The sequence below is a fragment of the Candidatus Binatus sp. genome (assembly GCF_036567905.1).
Classification (GTDB): Bacteria; Desulfobacterota; Binatia; order Binatales; family Binataceae; genus Binatus.
Window position 1 is genome coordinate 1 of sequence record NZ_DATCTO010000100.1, and the last position, 18,181, is coordinate 18,181.

At 63.1% G+C, this 18,181-nt stretch carries 13 protein-coding genes; 7 read left to right on the top strand and 6 right to left on the bottom strand.

Translation table 11 applies throughout. From position 1 onward, the window contains the following. Nucleotides 1-92 precede the first annotated feature (92 nt). From VIO10_RS15390 to VIO10_RS15420, 7 genes are all read left to right on the top strand, one after another. On the top strand, nt 93-704 hold the full coding sequence (locus VIO10_RS15390; protein ID WP_331966241.1) for a TetR/AcrR family transcriptional regulator: 612 nt from the start codon (nt 93-95) through the stop codon (nt 702-704). A 31-nt stretch (nt 705-735) separates the two neighbouring features. Further along, nucleotides 736-1,548: an HAD-IB family hydrolase gene (locus tag VIO10_RS15395; protein ID WP_331966244.1), complete on the top strand. Its 813-nt coding sequence runs from the start codon at nt 736-738 to the stop codon at nt 1,546-1,548. Beyond that, nucleotides 1,535-3,175 (top strand): lactate racemase domain-containing protein, encoded by a 1,641-nt coding sequence (locus VIO10_RS15400; protein WP_331966247.1) that lies wholly within the window; start codon nt 1,535-1,537, stop codon nt 3,173-3,175. The genes VIO10_RS15395 and VIO10_RS15400 overlap by 14 nt, the downstream gene beginning before the upstream one ends. After that, entirely contained in the window at nt 3,165-7,547 is a 4,383-nt protein-coding gene (locus VIO10_RS15405) for an AMP-binding protein (protein ID WP_331966250.1), read from the top strand. Before VIO10_RS15400 ends, VIO10_RS15405 begins: the two co-directional genes overlap by 11 nt. Before the next feature lie 80 nt (nt 7,548-7,627). Further along, nucleotides 7,628-8,167, top strand: a complete 540-nt coding sequence (locus VIO10_RS15410; protein ID WP_331966253.1) for a dual specificity protein phosphatase family protein — start codon at nt 7,628-7,630, stop codon at nt 8,165-8,167. Nucleotide 8,168: 1 nt separating this feature from the next. Then, complete coding sequence (locus tag VIO10_RS15415; RefSeq protein WP_331966256.1) at nt 8,169-8,945, top strand: CDP-alcohol phosphatidyltransferase family protein; 777 nt, start codon at nt 8,169-8,171, stop codon at nt 8,943-8,945. Beyond that, the gene (locus tag VIO10_RS15420; protein ID WP_331966259.1) at nt 8,938-10,731 is read left to right on the top strand and encodes a hypothetical protein; all 1,794 of its coding nucleotides are present in this window, start codon (nt 8,938-8,940) and stop codon (nt 10,729-10,731) included. Before VIO10_RS15415 ends, VIO10_RS15420 begins: the two co-directional genes overlap by 8 nt. A gap of 9 nt (nt 10,732-10,740) precedes the next feature. On the opposite strand, the gene VIO10_RS15425 is transcribed toward VIO10_RS15420, so the two are convergent. The 6 genes from VIO10_RS15425 to VIO10_RS15450 all read right to left on the bottom strand — a co-directional run bounded on the left by VIO10_RS15425 (nt 10,741) and on the right by VIO10_RS15450 (nt 18,172). Then, on the bottom strand, nt 10,741-11,685 hold the full coding sequence (locus VIO10_RS15425) for a P-loop NTPase (protein ID WP_331966262.1): 945 nt from the start codon (nt 11,683-11,685) through the stop codon (nt 10,741-10,743). 274 nt (nt 11,686-11,959) lie between these two features. Then, a complete protein-coding gene (locus tag VIO10_RS15430; protein WP_331966265.1) occupies nt 11,960-12,412 on the bottom strand; it encodes a TraR/DksA family transcriptional regulator in 453 nt (150 codons plus the stop codon). Nucleotides 12,413-12,434: 22 nt separating this feature from the next. Continuing rightward, the gene (gene rimO / locus VIO10_RS15435; protein WP_331966268.1) at nt 12,435-13,775 is read right to left on the bottom strand and encodes a 30S ribosomal protein S12 methylthiotransferase RimO; all 1,341 of its coding nucleotides are present in this window, start codon (nt 13,773-13,775) and stop codon (nt 12,435-12,437) included. Nucleotides 13,776-13,888: 113 nt separating this feature from the next. Then, nucleotides 13,889-14,566 carry an outer membrane lipoprotein carrier protein LolA gene (locus VIO10_RS15440; protein ID WP_331966271.1) on the bottom strand — a complete coding sequence of 226 codons (678 nt, stop codon included), beginning with the start codon at nt 14,564-14,566 and terminating at the stop codon, nt 13,889-13,891. A gap of 89 nt (nt 14,567-14,655) precedes the next feature. Then, nucleotides 14,656-15,555 carry a hypothetical protein gene (locus VIO10_RS15445; protein WP_331966274.1) on the bottom strand — a complete coding sequence of 300 codons (900 nt, stop codon included), beginning with the start codon at nt 15,553-15,555 and terminating at the stop codon, nt 14,656-14,658. A gap of 364 nt (nt 15,556-15,919) precedes the next feature. Continuing rightward, nucleotides 15,920-18,172, bottom strand: a complete 2,253-nt coding sequence (locus tag VIO10_RS15450) for an FtsK/SpoIIIE family DNA translocase (protein WP_331966277.1) — start codon at nt 18,170-18,172, stop codon at nt 15,920-15,922. Between the last annotated feature and the right edge of the window lie 9 nt (nt 18,173-18,181).

Genomic DNA, 18,181 nt, shown 5'->3' on the forward strand with positions numbered 1-18,181 from the left:
TTAATATTGGGTGCAGGGGTCACCCCTGCTCACCCCTGTTTGACACCGTGACTATCCCCTACTAGCTTGGAGGCTCCGCACGGAGCAGCGCAATGGAACGCCACGCCCGACGCGCGCAAGTGCTGCGCCACGCCAAGCGCATCTTTGCCCGCAAGGGATATCACAGGACCAATGTCGCGGACATCATTGCCCGCGCCCGCATCGCGCGCGGCACCTTCTATCTCTATTTCGAGAACAAGAAGGACCTCTTCGAGGAATTGCTCGAGCAGGTCGTCGGCGAGCTGACCCAGCGGATTCAGCGCATCCGCCCGGGACCGGGTGAGCCGGACCCCGTCGATCAATTGCGCGATAACCTGACCCGCGTACTGCGCTACGTGCTGGCCGAGCGCGAACTCACCGACATCCTGCTCAACCATTCCACCGGCTTCGACCGCGAACTCGACGAGAAAATTCAGGATTTCTACGACCGGATCGCGGCGCTGATCAAGCGCTCGCTCGATCTCGGAATCGAGATGAACCTGGTGCGCAACTCCGATACGCGCGCGGTCTCGTACGCAATCCTGGGCGGAATCAAGGAAGTGGTTGGGATGCTCTCGCGCAGCGACGCCACCGACATTGCGGCGCTGGTCGAGGAAATACTCGGCTTCGGCCTAAAGGGGGTCGCGCGTCCCGAGTTATTTGAAGTTCGCCCCAGCGCGAGGTGAGCGCTTTTTTTTGGGCCCTGACTAGACTGACATGTCAGTTTATCGCCATAGAAAATCGTCCAACGGCCACGCCCACAAGCCCTCAGGCGGCCGCGCGGCATTCTACGATCTCGACGGCACCATCGTCGATCTGAACCTGGTGCACGGCGCGATCTTCACCCTTGCCAACCTCGGCGAATGGAGCGGGCGTGTCGCGTACCTGCTCGGTTTTGCCGCGCGAATCCCCCGCTTGTACCTCGCTGAACGGCGCGACCGCCGGCTCCTGAACACGGTCCTGTTCGAGGCCTTCAAAGGCGTCTCGCGCGACCGCCTGCTCTCGCTCGGCGAGGAATATTGCGAGCGCATCCTGATCGGACACCTTTTTCCGCGCGCCGTGGAATTGATCGAGGCCAATCGCGCGGCCGGCCTCGAGCCCGTGCTCGTGACCGGTTCTCCGGACTTCATCGTCGCGCCGCTCGCGCGTCATCTTGGCATCGCCGACTTCGCCGCCAACCGATTTGTCTTCAGCCGCGGCCGCGCCACCGGCCGTCTGGCGCAACCCGTGATGGCGGGAGACGAAAAAGCGGCGTGGTGCGCGGACTACGCCGCCGGCCGCAATATCGATCTGGCGGATTGCTGGGGTTACGCCGACTCGCATTACGACACCGCGTTTCTGGCCGCGCTCGGACATCCCGTGGCCGTTAATCCCGACCGCAGATTGCGCGCAGCCGCACTCAGCCGCCAATGGCCGGTGATCCATTTCGAGAAGGCCGCGTCTTCAGAGCGGCCTGACGGTTTCGAGAGCGCCCTGGACCTCAAACACGAAATCGAACGATCGACGCGAGGCTCCGATGGCGCGGCCTGAAGGAAAACTCAAAGAAGTCAAAACCGCCGAGCTGCGCCATGAAGTCGGCGCGCGCAGCGAGCTGGTCGTCAAGGTGAATCGGCGCTCGGAGCGCCGCGTCATCCCTTATGGCGAGGAATTCCTGTTCGAGAAACTGCCGGTCGGCACCCGCGTGATCTATCCGCCGCCGCCGCTGGACCCGTTGGCCGACGCCGACCAGGCGATTCGCTACGCGATCCTGCATCCCGAGAACCAGGACCCGCTATTCGCGCAACTGAGTCCGAATATGCGCGTGACGATCGCGATTGACGACATCAGTCTCCCGCTGCCGCAGATGCGCCGGCCCGACATCCGCGAGCGCCTGCTCAACCAGGTGCTGCAGACGCTTGCCGATTACGGGGTTGACGATGTGCACCTGGTGATCGCGACCTCGTTGCATCGGCGCATGACGGAAGCGGAAATCCGCCGCGTCGTTGGCGAGCGCGCGTTCAAGCAGTATTGGCCGGACCGGCTGTACAACTTCGACGCGGAAAATCGCGCCGAGCTGGCGATGCTCGGCAAGACCGACCACGGCGAGGAAGTATGGCTGTCGCGCCGCGCGGCGGAGTCCGACCTGCTCCTGTATTTGAATATCAACCTGGTGCCGATGGACGGCGGGCACAAGTCGGTCGCGGTGGGACTCGCGCCCTACCAGAGTCTGCGCCATCACCACAACGTCGCGACGCTGCGCGATTCGCACTCGTACATGGACCCGGCGCGCTCGGCGTTGCATCGCTCGTCGGACCGGATGGGCCGGCTGATTCACAAGTCGCTCAACATTTTTCAGATCGAGACCGCGGTGAATACCCGGATGTACGGCGGGATGCTCGACTTCCTGCACAAGAACGAAGACCGCTTCACCGACTGGGATCGCACGCGGCTCAAGGGCTTTCAATGGACGATGCGCAACCTGTCCAGCGAGATGCGGCGCAACCTGCTGCACAACTACGCGGCGCCCTACGGAATGATCGGCGTGTGGGCCGGAGATACCGAGGCGGTGCATCAAAAGGCGCTCGCGCGCGTGTTCCAGCAATACGCGGTGCCGGTGAAGGGCCAGGCCGATATACTAATTGTAGGTGTTCCCTATGTCTGTCCCTACAACGTCAACTCGATCATGAATCCGGTGCTCGTGCAGTGCACCGGGATGGGCTACCTGTTCAACATGTATCGGAACAAGCCGCTGGTTCGCGAAGGCGGCACGCTGATCATCTGTCATCCGCTGCGCGACGAATTCCATCCCGAGCATCATCCGAGTTACATCGAGTTTTTCCATCGATGCCTGGCCGAGACGACTGACGCCGCCGAGCTCGAGAAAAAGTTCGAGCTCGAGTTCGCACACAACCCGACCTACATACATATGTACCGCTACGGCAACGCCTACCACGGCGTGCATCCGTTCTACATGTGGTACTGGGGCGAACCCGCCCGCCAGCACCTCGGGCGCGTGATCGCCGCGGGATGCGAACAGCCGGAAGTCGCCGCGCGGCTTGGATGGGAAGCGGCGGACACGCTCGATGAGGCAATCGCGATGGCGACCTCCGAGCTGGGACGCTCGGCGTCGATAACCTACCTTCACTTGCCGCCGCTGGTGATCGCGGATGTCGAGTAGCAACGGCAAACGCAACCCGCCCGCGGCTCGCGGCGCGTCGTCGATGCCACCGCTCGAGCAGGTGCTGGCAGGCAGGCGCATCCTGCTGACGGGCGCAACCGGATTTCTCGGCAAGGTGTTCCTCGCCATCCTGCTGCGATGGCATCCCGAGATCGAGCGCGTCTATCTGTTGATTCGCGGCGACCGGCGCAGCAGTGTCGGGCGCCTTCGCCGCGAGATTCTCGACTCACCGGTGTTTGCGCCGCTGCGCGAACACCTCGGCGCGAAGTTCGATCGCTATGTCGAGGAAAAGATCGTCGTCGTTCCCGGCGACATCACCAATGAAGGTCTGCTTGGCGATGAAGCGAAGCCGTTCAAGCCGGGCAGCCTCGACGCGGTCGTCCACAGCGCGGGGCTGGTGAACTTCGAAGCCTCGCTCGAAAGAGCGATCGAGGTCAACACCACCGGCGTCGCCAACGTGATCGAGTTCTGCCGCAAGCTCGGCGCCGCGATGATGCATGTCTCGACCTGCTACGTCGCCGGGATCGCCGACGGCCATCGCTACGAAGACGACATCCCGGATAACTGGTGCCCCCGCGGGCGCAAGTCGTTTCGGCTCGAGCGCGAGATTCGCGACGCGCTCGCGGCGGTCCAGCGCGTGCAGGCCGAGTCGCGCGATCAACTGCGCCACGCCGAGTTCCGCGGCGACGACGGCGACGCCGACGCTTCGCGCGAGTCCGCACTCGAGCATCGCCGCAAGCAGTGGCTTGAAGAGCGCCTCAAGGACGCCGGCCGGATGCGCGCGCAGAGTTGGGGATGGCCGAACACGTACAGTTACACCAAGAGCCTCGGCGAACAGTTGGTGCTCGCCGAGCGCGATACTCTCAACGTCACTGTTGTGCGCCCGGCGGTAATCGAAAGCGCGCTGCGCGATCCATTCCCCGGATGGAACCAGGGCGTCAACACCAGCGCGCCGCTGACCTATCTCGCCGGCCGCGGCTACCGCTTTTATCCCGCCAGGGCGGAGTTGGTGCTCGACGTGATCCCGGTCGATCTCGCGGCGCACGCGATGATTCCGATCCTCGCCGCGCTGCTATCGCGGATGCACAAGCCCATCTACCAGCTTTGCACTTCGGATCGGAATCCGCTCCCGATGCGCCGGCTGGTCGAGCTGACCGCGCTCAGCAATCGCCGCGAGCATCGCAAGGACGGCGGCTCGATGCGCTGGCTGGGGCCCCATCTGGAAGCGGTCGTCGTGTCGCAGAATACTTACGACCTCGCCAGCCGGACAGTTCCGCAAATTCTCAAACAAGCGGCGGCGCTCGCGCGCAGTGTGCTGGGCGAGGAAAATCAGCGCGCGAAAAAGATCGAGAGCGCAATCGATAAATTGAAGGAGAATACCGACCTCGCGCGCGAACTGGTCGAGGTCTATCGTCCCTACATCCAGGAGCTGGTTTATACTTTTCACGCCGGCAACATTCGCGCGCTTTACGCCGCGCTCAAGCCCGCCGACGCCGAGCGCCATCCGTTTCGTCCCGATCTGATCGATTGGCGCGACTACTGGATCAACATTCATCTGCCGGGCCTGCGCCGCCATATTTTTCCGCAACTCGATCTCCACGCGCGCGGCAGGCCCAAGTCGCTGCCGCGTCATCGCAGTCTGGTCGATATGCTCGATCGCGCCGCCGACCGCTGCGGTTCTCAGATCGCGATGATCGCGCGCCGGCCGTCGGGCGAACAGACACAGACCACCTATCGCGAACTGCGCGACAAGGCCCGTCGCGCCGCATTGCTGCTCGCCACGCGCGGAATCAAGCCGGGCGATCGCGTGCTTCTGGTCGGCGAGAACTCGCCCGATTGGGTGCTGGGCTATTTCGCGATTCTCACCGCCGGCGCGATTGCGGTGCCGCTCGATCAGCTGATTTCCGCCGAGGAACTCGCCCCCATCTGCAAAATCGCCGAGCCCGCGGCTGTGCTGCGCTCGAGCGCGGTTCACCAGCGCCTCGGCTCTGCGCTCAGCGATGCGCATCCGAAACTCATCGAGCTCGACCTCGCCGAGCTCGCGCGTCCATTCATTCTGCGCGGCGCCGCCAAAATTCCGCCCTCGCCTCCCGAGCGAAAAGCGCTTGCGTCGATCCTGTTCACCTCCGGCAGCACCGGCGCGCCCAAGGGCGTGATGCTGTCGCATGGCAACTTCGCCGCCGAAGTCGCGATGCTGTCGCGCGTCTTTGTTCTCGGCGCCGACGACGTGGTGCTGTCGCTGCTTCCGCTCCATCACGCGTTCGAGTTCACCTGCGGGATGCTGCTGCCGCTCGCCAGCGGCGCGACGATTGTCTATCCGCTCGAAGTCGATGCGAAAACGCTGTCGCGCACGCTCGCCGACGTTCGCCCGACCGCGCTGATTGGCGTGCCCGCGGTGTGGGAGGCGGTCCATCGGCGCATCGTCGATGAAGTCGAAGCGCGCGGTCCTTTTTTCCACGCAGCCTTCGACAATCTGCGCGATCTCAATCGCCGGCTCGACGCGAGCTCAGGGCTTAACTTCGGTTCGATTGTTTTCCGCCAGGTTCATTCCGCCCTCGGCGGCCGGCTGCGGCTCGCCGTCAGCGGCGGTTCCGCCCTGCCCCATCGCGTGGCGAAGTTTTTCAACGATATCGGAATCCCGCTGCTCGAAGGTTACGGTTTGACTGAAGCGGCGCCCGTTCTCTCGGTCACGCGGCCCGACGAATCTACGCAAGTCGGCGCGGTCGGACGGCCGCTGAACGGCGTCGAGATCAAGCTCGCGCCCGCAACCGGTCCGATCGGCGAGATAGTCGCGCATGGACCAAACGTGATGGCGGGTTACTATCGCAATGAGGCCGCGACCGCCGAAGTTCTGACCGACGGATGGCTTCACACCGGAGACCTCGGGCGCTTCGACGACGACGGCCGCTTGTACATCGTCGGCCGCGCCAAGGAAGTTATCATCGATTCCGGCGGCAACAACATCTACATCGACGAATTGGAAGAAATCTACGGCCGTTCGCAGTACGTCAAAGAGATGGCGGTCGTCGGCTTGAAGGTCGGCCAGGGCGAGCAGGTCGCTGCCCTGGTCGCGCCCGCGTACTCGCGCGGAGAGAGCCGCCGCGCCGTGGAAGATCGCCTGCGCAGCGACTTCGACAAAGTCGCGCGCGAACTCAGCGCGTACAAACGAATCAGAATCCTCCGCTTCACCGACGCCGAACTGCCGCGCACGCGCACCCGCAAGATCAAACGCGCCGACGTAGCCGCGATGTTGCGGCGGATGCTCGACGTTCGCCCAAGCGATGCCGACAACAAAACCGATAGCGCCGACTCCGAGGTCGAGACTTGGCTCGCCGAGGCGCTCGCGTCAATCACCACCGAGCCTGTCAACATCGCGCCGGCCACGCGGCTGATCGAGGACCTGGGCCTCGACTCGCTCGCACTTGCCGAAATCGGCGAGCTGATCGGCGAGCGCGCGAGCCGCGAGATTGCGCCAGAGGAAATTGCCGACCTGCGCACCGTCGCGGACCTGCAACTTCTCGCCACCCAACCGGGCAGCAACGGACGCCATCGGATGCCCTCGTACGCAAAGTTCGCCGAACCCTACACGCCGCGCCTGCCGGCGCCGCTGAAATGGCTCGGCCGATTCGCGGTGCGCGCAGCCGAGCACGCAATTTTCGACGGATGGCTGAAGCCGAAAGTCCTCGGGCGCGGCAACATCCCGGCCAATCGCAACTTCATCGTCGTCGCGAATCATTCAAGTCATCTCGATTTCAGCCTGGTCGGTTACGCGCTTGGCGCGATCGGTGACGATATCCGGGTGCTCGCCGCCAGGGATTATTTCTTCAACACGCCGGCGCGGCGTTTTCTCGCGTCGAATTTCACCTCGTTGATGCCGTTCGATCGCGAACGCGCGCAACTCGAATCGCTCGAAGACGCGCTCGCCGAGCTTGCACAGGGACGAAGTGTCCTGATGTTTCCCGAGGGCACCCGCTCGGCCGACGGCGAAATCCATGAGTTCAAGAGTGGCGCGGGATTCCTGGCCTTGCGCAGTCGATGCGACGTGCTGCCGATCCTGATTCGCGGCACCCATGACGTGATGGGCAAAGGCAGCCTCGTCCCGCGGCGCCATCCCGTGGAAGTCCGCATCGGCCGCGCGATCACCGCCGCCGAGCTGCGCGAACTGGCGAAAAGCTCCGAAGGCGCCGGCGCCTACCGCAAAATCGCCGACCTGATGCGCACGGCGGTCACCGCGCTATCCGGCTCGCGCTCGAAGTTCACGCTTACCCCCGATGAATCAACCGTGTCCTCAACCGGCGCCGAACCGGTCAAGCGCGCGCATTCCCGCATCGATCGCTCGCCTGAACTGCCGCGCGGCCACGCCAAGGCATGATGCCCGTCTGCTCCAACCCGGTTGTGCCTCCCGCGTTAAGCTGACGCTGGAATACTTGCCCGCCGGATGGTTACATTTGAATGATGGTTGACTGGTTCAGCATTCGCCACGACCGTGACCCGCGGTCATCTCGCGGCGACCGCCGGCCGTCGGTCAGCGTAATCTCGGATGAGTTGTTGGTCGGGGAATATCCCAGCCAGGCCGATATCGTCTGGCTGAAGGATACCTACGGGATCACCGCGGTTCACAATCTCCAGGACGACGACGATCTGCGCATCAACGGGCTGGACGACGGCCGACTGAGCGCGGAGTACACAGCGCATGGAATCGACTATGTGCGCACGCCCATCCAGGATGGCAGCGCGGACGCGATGGCCGAGCGGCTCGAAGCTGCGCTCCACGATCTTCGCGATCTGGTCGGTTCCGGTTCCCGCGTTTATCTTCATTGCAACGCCGGGTTGAACCGCGCACCCACCCTTGCGATTGCGTTCCTGCGCGCTTATCGGCAAATGTCACTCGAAGAGGCGATGATGCTGGTGAAGAAACATCGCGCCTGCGGACCCTTCATGACGGTCCTCGAAGAGTACTTCGGCCCGCGCGATTACAAGCCGGATAAATGAATTGACCTCATCAGGCGCAGCCGGAAGTTTGCCGCGGTCGATCCCGAGGCAGAAATTTCTCACGGCCTGCGCGTGGGGCGTACATCTATATACCGCTCTGGGCGCGGCGCTCGGCCTGCTCGCGATCTATGCCGCCTCGCAACGCGAGTTGCGCGCGTCGTTCCTCGCGATGGGCGTGGCGACGATTATCGATTCCAGCGACGGTCCGCTGGCCCGCTGGCTGATGGTCAAGACTCGCGTGCCGACCTTCGACGGCGCGCTGCTCGACAACATCGTGGACTATCTCACCTACACCGTGGCGCCGGTGTTTCTTATGCTGGAGGCCGGGATCATACCGGGTTCGCGATGGGGCCTGGGGCTGGCGTGCTTCGTCATGCTCGCCAGCGTTTATGGATTTTGCCGGACGCAAGCCAAGACCGAGGACAATTACTTTCTCGGCTTCCCGAACTATTGGAACCTGGTCGCGTTTTATCTTTTCTGTCTCAGCGCCGGCGTCTTCTTCAACGTTGCCGTACTGCTGCTCCTCGCCGTGATGGTGTTCATGCCGCTCAAGTTCATTTATCCGAATCGAACCGTCCCGCTCCGCCCGGTCACGCTCACGCTGGGAATAATCTGGGCGTTTATGACGGTCGCGGCGGTTCTGATGCTGCCGGCTGTGAATCCCATTCTGTTATGGGCCGGGCTGAGTTTCATCGCCTACTACTTCGTTGCGTCGTTCGCGCTTCAGGCGCGCGCCGCGCTCAGGTCCAATCGCGGCCGCGTCGATCCGAATGCCTGAATCCGGGCTTCATACCGCGGGCGCCGCCGCCGAGTCATGGCTCGAGGTGATCGACTCCGATTCTCCCGTGCTCCTGATTACGCCGCACGGCGGCCGCGCCGAGCCGCGCACGCGCTCGATCCCCAATCCCAAGGTCAACGACCTGCATACCGCCGACATCACCCGCGGACTGGCGGCGCGACTTGGCGCGTCGGCGCTGATCAACGTCGCGATGGATCGCAATCGGCTCGACTGCAACCGCCTCTCGCAAATAATCGAACGCTCGCCGTGGCTGCTCGAAATGATCGCGGATCGGGTCGGCGCAATCGTCGCGCGTCATGGCCGCGTCACGGTGCTGCTGATCCACGGATGGAACATTATCGAGCCGCGCCTCGATTTCGGACTCGGACTGCGAAATTCAGGCGGCGAGCTGCGCCCGCCCGGTTCCGCTTGTGTCTCGGCCAGCGACGATTTCATCAACGGCCCGCTCGCCGGACTCGCCGACCGCCTGCATCATCATGGAATCAAGCCGACCTATGGCATGCGTTACCCGGGCGGCGGCCTGCAAAACCTGTTGCAGGCATTCACCGCGCGTCATCGCCAAAGTTCCAACGCGCCGCTCAGATCGATTTCCGAAACTGCCGCCAACGGCGTCATCGATGCGGCCCAACTCGAATTGTCGGTCTCGATCAGGATGCCCGGCGAGTTGCGCACCCGATGCGAAGACGCCATCGCCCAGGTTTTTTCGGCAAACGGCGCCGATTCGCACGCTCCGCGCACACCGCTGGTTGTAAATCGCGCGCCGCGCCCGCCAGTCGCCAGATCCAAAATCGGCGCGGCCGGATCGGTCGCGGCGCCCGAACGCGTCGGGATCGAATTCTACGACCCGGCGGCGCGTATCGGCGCGATGGCGAGCTTCGACCTCGGCGGCGCCGCCGGGGGCGCGCGAATCATGATGCTGTTCGATCGCCATCGCGCAGCATTATTCACTGCCGAAGGCCGGCCGACTCGTTCCAGCGGCGCCATCACTCACGGTCCGCTCTCGCTCAGGCGCGAGGGCAAGTCGATCGTGCTCGCGTTCCGCGGACCCGCCGTGATCGTGCCCGACGCTACCGCGTATCTGAGCATCGAACGCGCGCTGGCCTCGGGCCGGCTCGACGGCGGCACCGAAGTTAACGCGCGTTTCGAAATCGATGACGCTGGCGGTCAGTTCGACTTCGACCGGATTCTGTCCTCGCCCGGCGCCGCGCAGGACCGTGCGTCATCGAGCGCTTCATTCGGGCGAATTTCGGGACGGGTTTGCATCGACGGCGCCGCACGGACGGTCAACGGGTTTGCCCGCGCGGGAATGTCGTTCACCGGACTGGGACCGGGTAACTTCACCGCGCGCCGGATGATTTGGGCGTGTTTCGACGATAAAGATGCGCCGCGTGCGCTCGAAGCCCGCTCGGTTGCGACACGCGATGCGCTGCCGGCCCGGACCGCCAGGATTCTCAGCGCCGGCGGTTGGTCGCCGTGCGCGCTCGGCGATCTCACGATCGATACGACATCGGTCGAGCAACCGCCGCATCGCATTTTCGCGTCGTTGACGCGCCCGGATGGATCGTCATGCGAACTGGAGGGCAGTGTCGAATGCTTTATTCCGCTCTCGCGCCCGGGGCCCGGCCATTCGCGCATCTACACCTCGCTTGGATTCGCGAGCTTCCGCATCGGCGCCCATCGCGGGGCCGGGATGTTTGAATATTCGCACGTCGCCGACTCGGCGCCGACCCCGGCCGATGATAATGACGATTCGGATTCGGATTGAGGCGCGGAGCTAGGCGGGCGTATCGGCTGCGCGAGTGCGCGCGGCGACCATCGCTTCAACCCGGTCCGCGATATCGGCTAGCGCTTTGCCGGTCGGCGTGGAGCCGTACTCGCGAACGAACAGCACGCCGCGATCGCTGCTGTCGGCAAGCCGCGGTTCAAACGCGAGCCGCGCCAGGATTGGCACCGCCGCCTCGCGTGCGACTCCATGGAGATCGCCGTCGGGCCATAGCGGCCGAACTGCGCGGCATCCGTCGCAGTTGAAGCCGGCCATATTCTCCACGATGCCGATGATCGGCGCGCCGATCGCGCGGCCGATTTTTATCGCGTGGCGCGCGGCGATGGTGTCCTGTGCGGACGGAAGACTGAGCAACAGAACGCCGTCAAGCGCTGCGATCGACGCCACCGAGTACAATCGATCGAGGCCGGTCGCCAGATCGATGATCAAAAAATCGACGCTCCCGAACTGCGCTTGCGCCAGGATTCGCCTCAGCGCTTGGCGATAGCTCAGTTCCGCGGGCCGCGTCGAGGCAGGCGCAACCGGCTCGCCGTCGTTGTTGCCGTTGCTCTGATCGTAATCATCCACAAAGCTGATCGGTGGCGCCTCGCCGCCGGGAAGCTGATCGCTGGAAACTATTTGCAACCCATGCGGCCCCGCAGCCGGCTCGATTCCTTCGATCATCGGGTAGCCCCGCTGCGGTTTCATCCCGAGCATCGCCGCGACACTGGGCGAATTCAGGTCCGCATCGACGATCGCAACCTTGCGGCCTTTCATCGCCAACGCCGCCGCGATATTCACGGCGAGCATGCTCTTGCCGACCCCGCCCCGAGCGCTTGCCAGGGCAATCGTCGCGCCGACGCCGGAAAGATTGGTGCGTATCCGCTGGCGAGCGTCGGCTAAATCGACGGATGGTCCAACGGATCCATCGCTTTCAATATCGGAAAATATCCTCATTGGCCGGTTGCTGACATCCTGACGCAGCGATCGTACCAATCGTTGACAACTGCGGCTGCCGTGCAAGCTGTCGCGCTTAGGATGACTGGTTTGGGCAGCGCGGTAAACAATCCCCGCCGGCAGGGGTGACCCCTGCACCCGGTATTAAAACAAAGATGCGGGCGGAGTTTATCCCGAGTACTCGAGGGGCCCTGTTAGAACTTTTTTTGTATCGTCCGCAGCGCAGCGAAGGATCTCGCGCGCCAGCGCGTGTCGCTCCAGCACCAACACCCGGCTACGCGCTCTCGTCGTCAGCGTCGGTCGAACCTACTTTGCGGTAGGTATTGCGCTCGTCGTCGAATCGCCGCTGCGATTTCGCCTCGCGCTCCTGGTCCTGCTGACAATCCCGGCACAGGCGCGAAAATGGCATCGCCTCGAGCCGTTCCTCGGCGATCTCCAGTCCGCAGGACTCGCAATCGCCGTAGGCGCCGTCGTCGAGACGCTCGAGCGCGTCGTCGATCTGCTTGAGCTTGACCCGTTCGCGGTCCGACAGGATGAAGTTGATCTCGCGGTCGCGCTCTTCGGACGCGAGGTCGTAGGTGTCCATGCCCTCGTCCTTGTTGGTCTCGCGTTCGGCCCGCACTTCGGAATCGATCTCGCCGAGCAGTTTGGTTTTCGCTTCCAGCAGTTGTTCGCGCATTTTGGCAAGGAACTTCTTTCGGTTTGCGGCAACTGGTGTTTTAGCCATTGAATTTGCGACTCCCGGTATATTAAACGGCCGCGCCGGCGACGGTTGCGTGCAGGTCGTAGCTGAGCGCCTTGTCGATTCTTGCGCGCACGAACTCGCCCGCCTCCGCATCGCCCGCAAGAAATACGCAGCCATCGATTTCCGGCGCTTGACCCGACGTTCGCCCGCGCAGCCGCGTGACGCGTCCGGGCATCGGACCCTCGACCAGGACCTCGATTTCGCGTCCGACCAGGCCGCGATTCCTGGCCAGGGAAATTTCCGCCTGCGTCGCCATCAAGCTGGCCCGCCGCGCGCGCTTGACCCGCTCGGGCACCTGGTCCGGCAGGTTGTAGGCGGCAGTATTCTCTTCGCGCGAGTAGGTAAACACTCCCACGCGATCGAACTGCTCATCGCGAACAAAATCCACCAGCCGCTCGAAGGCGGCGTCAGTCTCGCCGGGGAAGCCGACGATAAAGGATGTCCGCAGCACGACGCCCGGGATGCGCTCGCGCACGCGGTCGAGCAGCTTGACCAATGCCGCGCCCGAGCGCTCGCGGCGCATCGCCCGCAGCATCGCATCGTCGGCGTGCTGCAATGGCATGTCGATGTACTTGACGACCTTGGGCAGCTCTGCGATTGCGTCGAGCAACTCGGCGCTCACGAAATTCGGATAGCAGTAGAGCAGCCGTATCCAGCGCAGCTCGTCGATCCTCGAGAGTTCCCGCAGCAACGCCGCCAGCGACGACGGCTCATCGAGGTCGCGGCCGTAGGCGGTCAAATCCTGCGCGATCAAATTGATCTCGCGAACCCCGGCGGCCGCCAGCGTGCGCGCCTCGGCGACCAGGTCAGCCAGCGGGCGGCTCTCATGCAGGCCGCGAATCTTGGGGATAATGCAAAACGCGCACTTATGATTGCAGCCTTCGGAAATCTTCAAGTAAGACGTGAAGAAATTGCCCGTCGTGATTCGCGGGATTGCCGACGTCGGCAGCAGATGCGCCGCGCCGGCATACGGAATCGGCCGCATCTCGGGCGCTTCGGTGCGCCGCAGCAGCTCGGGCAGATCGAGGAAGTTGCCGGTGCCGACGAACACGTCCACTTCCGGCATCGTGGCGGCGAGTTCGGCGGCGTAGCGCTGCGACAAACATCCCGCAACCACCAGCCGCTTGCCGCAACCGCGCTGCTTGACCTCGGCCGCTTCGAGGATTGCGTCGATCGATTCCTTCTTCGCCGCCTCGATAAACGCGCAGGTGTTCACCAACAGCACTTGCGCCTCTTCGGGGTCCAGCGTGATCTCGAATCCCGCCGAGGTCAGCGCGCCAAGCATCAGCTCGCTGTCGGCGAGGTTCTTGGGGCATCCAAGCGTGAGTAAGTGAACTTTTTCCATGACAGAACCGGGAAAACTTACGGGGCTTTTAAAAATACCTGTCGCATACAGCCGAGGCAATCGCGCCTCGATGCGTCATCGCGGCGATTGTAGTTTTCGGGTTTTCTTGAGCGTCATGGCGAAGCCGGCGCCGTCACGACATCCGCGCCCGCCGGCGCCTTGAATGCGAAAATCGAATCGGGCAGTTCCACATTATCATGAACGTCGCTGAAGTCGATCCTGGTCGTGTCGCCGAGCTGGTCGGTAAGCGTCAGCCTGATCAAATTGTAAGTCTTCGGATCGAGTCCGACTTCAATTTTGTAGCCGCCCGCCTTCGCCTCGAGGATCAAATCGATGAGACCGGTGGGCGTCGGGGGAGTTGCGAATGCGGCCTTGAAGTCGCGGTTGATATTGCCGATTCCGAGCAGGAACGACGTCGCGCTGCTCGATTTGAGCGCCTGCTTGAGCGGGGTTTCGACGACCTGGTTAAGATCCGGATCGTAGCTGTAGAGCGTCTCGCCGTCGCTGACGATCGTTTGCACTTCCGGCGCCGCGAACTCCCAGCGCATGCGTCCGGGCTTGCGAAATGAAACCGTGCCCTGACGTTTGCGTTTCGGCGCGCCGACGGTCGCGATCTCTTCGCTGAATTTCGCCGAGAATGACTCCGTGTCGCGGTAATGACGCTGCAGGCGATCCAGCACATGCTTCAACTCTTTGCTGACGGGGGGACCAGACGGCGCAATCGTCTCCGATCGAGCGGGCGCAGCGGTGACGAGCATCATCAGGATCGCAGGAAGGATCGCTTTCCACATATTTTCATCATCAGGCAGGTGAGGGTGTTTTGTTTGGGACGAAATCTGCGCGACGCGCCTTCACGCCTCTTCAGTTCCAATCTCGATCACTACACCGCGTAGTCCTTGTTAATTCTTCCTCGCTGCGAATTGCCTCGCAACTGTTGGGCCCACCAGAACGACCCAGTGATTTTTCCGAACATCGGGGCGGACTCGTCGTATGTTTTGAAGTGGCCTCGACAGATGTGTAACGCACGCATCGCGCTTCCTTTCGCCTCGCCCTCTAATGTACGGCGAAGGATCTCGCGCATCGGATCGATTTCAAGCGTGTAGAACTTCTGAATCGCCGGACGATTCTGCTTCTGATATTGCCGTTGTTTTTTTTCCGGAACGTGTTCCTCAACCAAGCGGACGTTCTTACAGTGGCAGAGGGCAAGCGCCATCCAGACTTCTGCAGAGAACCCGGTAAACTGTCGATGATCCATGAGCGCGTTGTGCTCCTGCTCGCACGTTTCAAACCAGCTACCGTGAGAAAACATGCCCTTTCGCATAACCGCGTCGAGGAACTTCCAGTGATTCGGACTATGCATATTGGAGTCGCCATCGCGAAGCAGGGTACACTCTGCACGGTGGCGCGCGATTCGCGAGAATATCTCCGCATCGCTGGGCATGGCTTGACGCCCATTAATGATTTCGACGATTGTTTCTCGCGAGTATCCGGCTTCCGCGAAGAGTCGTGCGACCCCAAGCGGCCATCCTTCAAGGTTATAGGCTTTGGGCCGGTTTAGTCCGTAGGCTCTGGGGCCAATTGACATCCGATACTCCGGTGAGGCATCTGGATGACCGACAAGCCACGCGTCTTTTTCGGCCTCCCACCGGCCTTGCGCGTCGAGGTGCAAAAGGGTCGCGCTTGCATAGCCTCCACCTGCCCCCCGGGGAAGGTCGAAGCAGAACGCCGCGACTGAAAATCCGGCGTCTTTGCGACGTGAGGTAAACAGCAGCGCGGCCATATCGCTATCCGAGCTGTGACGGGGATCGTCGCTGGGGTCGATCCACTGAACGAAGCAGACGGGCCAAGGCGGCACGATACAGGGCAGAACCGGTAGCGTTTGGTTTTGGTCGGGCCCTAAGGGGCCCAAAGTCTTGGTATGGAGGTGCACTGCCCTCAGCACAGCGTCTCCCGGTATCTCTACCTCGCCTCTCCATTCGCTAATCAAGTCTTTCGGCCACCACTCCCATGGTCGGACCCCAAAACTCCGGATCAGCCGATCAATAGTGCGCAACGGAGCAGACCTCCTGTCTTAGAACGTTCGTAACATTCCACCTCTAAAGGAAATCCCCTTACTTCAGATGAACCTCGCACGTCGCCGCCGCTCATCGCACGCTGCGCAGGCGGACTTCGCGCGGCTTGGCGCCGTCGGCGGGCATCACGATTCCTTCGCGTTCCATCTGCTCGACCATCCGGGCCGCGCGATTGTAGCCGATTCGAAGCCGCCGCTGGATCATCGAGATCGACGCCTGGTTGCTCTCCATCACGATCCGCACCGCCTCATCATACATTTCGTCCTGAATGTTGGCGCCGAATCCGCCACCCTCTTCCTCGCCCGGAGCCTTGGTGTCGAGGATTTCCATGCGGTATTCGGGTGCGCCCTGCTCACGCAGGAAATCGGCGAGCCTGCGAATCTCATGCTCGCTGACGAACGGCCCGTGCAGGCGGCGAAGTTTCACGCTGCCGGGCGGCATGAACAGCATATCACCGGCGCCGAGCAGCCGTTCGGCGCCGATAGAATCTAAAATCGTGCGCGAATCGACTCGCGACGTGACCTGAAGTGAGATTCGTGCCGGCAGGTTCGCCTTGATAAGCCCGGTGATCACATCCACCGAGGGACGCTGGGTGGCGAGGATGAGGTGAATTCCCGCGGCCCGCGCCTTTTGCGCCAGCCGCGTGATATCGCGCTCGACGGTCTTGCCCTCGCCGAGCAGCAAATCGGCCAGCTCGTCGATGACGATCACGATCTTCGGCAGCTTGCGATGCTCGATCGCGCCGACCGCCGGCTGATTGGGATCGTCCGATGCCGGTACGCTATAACCCGCCATCTTGAGCTGTGCGATCGACGCGCCCGAGGCCAGCGCGTGGTTGTAGCCGTCGATATTGCGCACGCCCAGCTCGCGCATCCGGATGTACCTGGCCTCCATCTCCTGCGTCGCCCACAGCAACGCGGACGCGGCCTTCTGCGGATCGACGACGACCGGTACCAGCAGATGCGGAATATTATCGTACACCGACAATTCCAGCATCTTGGGATCGACCAGAATCAGACGCACATCGTCGGCGGTCGCGTTGAACAGAATCGACGCGATCATCGTGTGGAGCGAAACCGACTTGCCGGTCCCGGTCGCTCCGGCGATCAGCAGATGAGGCATCCTGGCGAGATCGGCGGCGACCGGACGCCCGGCGATATCCTTGCCGAGCGCGATGGTCAGCTGGCTCTGCGCGGCCAGGAATTCCTCGGCCTCGAGAATCTCGCGCAGAAAAATGCGTTCGCGCTTGCGGTTGGGCACTTCGATCCCGACCACCGCCTCGCCGGGAACAGGCGCCTGGATTCGCACCGCGGCCGCTCTAAGAGCCATCGAGAGATCATCGGCGAGATTGACAACCTGGCTCACCTTGATGCCGGAGCCCGGCTCGAATTTGTACATCGTGACGACCGGGCCCGGTTGTACCTCGACCACCCGGCCCTCGACGCCGAAGTCCGCGAGTTTCTGCTCGAGCACGCGCGCGCTGCGCTCGAGCTGGCCCTCGTCCACCTGCGCATGCTCGGCCGGCGGCAAATCCAGCAGCGACTGCGGCGGCAGTTTGAAAGCACCCTTCTGGCGCGGCTTCGAAGCCGCTGCCCGGTCGCGCTTCTCGCGCGCCGTCGCATCGCGAATATCCAGCAGCCTGACCTTCAGCGGCGCCGGCCTGCCGCCCGCGCCGTCGGGCTCGATCTCGTCGCCCGCGCCAAGTGAGAACGGGCCGCGCGTTTCGTTGTGGCCGCCGGCAGGTTCGAACTCCGCGCGGCGCGGACGAATTTTGTTGGCGAGTCCGGCCAGCAGCTCGGTCGGCGCCCGCTTGAGCATCAGCGCAAGCCCGCAGACCAGTCCGAGCGCGACCGCGATCGAGCCCCCGGCCAAGTTGAGCGAATCATTGAGAATCGTGGCGATATCCGCGCCAATTTCACCGCCCATCTTTGCGTCGTGCAGATCCCACAGCGCGCCGGCCGCCGCGAGCGCAAAAATCAAAATGACGCCGCCGCCAATCTCGCGCACGATCGTGACAATTCCCGCACCCGTCCATACCCGCTGCGCCAGCCACGCGAACAACATCATCGCGGTGTACGACTGATATCCCACCAGGCCGCCGAGAGTCGCCGCCAGGGCCGCGCCGACCGGACCGCCGAGGTTGGGGCTGCGTCCGATATCGACGCTTACGAGGCTCACCGTGCCGAATGCCGCGAACGCCAGCAGCGCCAGCGCGAACAGCTCGCGAGCGATTCGCGCGCCGGGATGCGCGGCAATGGAAACGAAAGCCTCCTCGGCCGCATCCCGCGGCTCGCGAGCCGCTGAAGACGGCAGCTCGATGGGCATTTTCTCCTT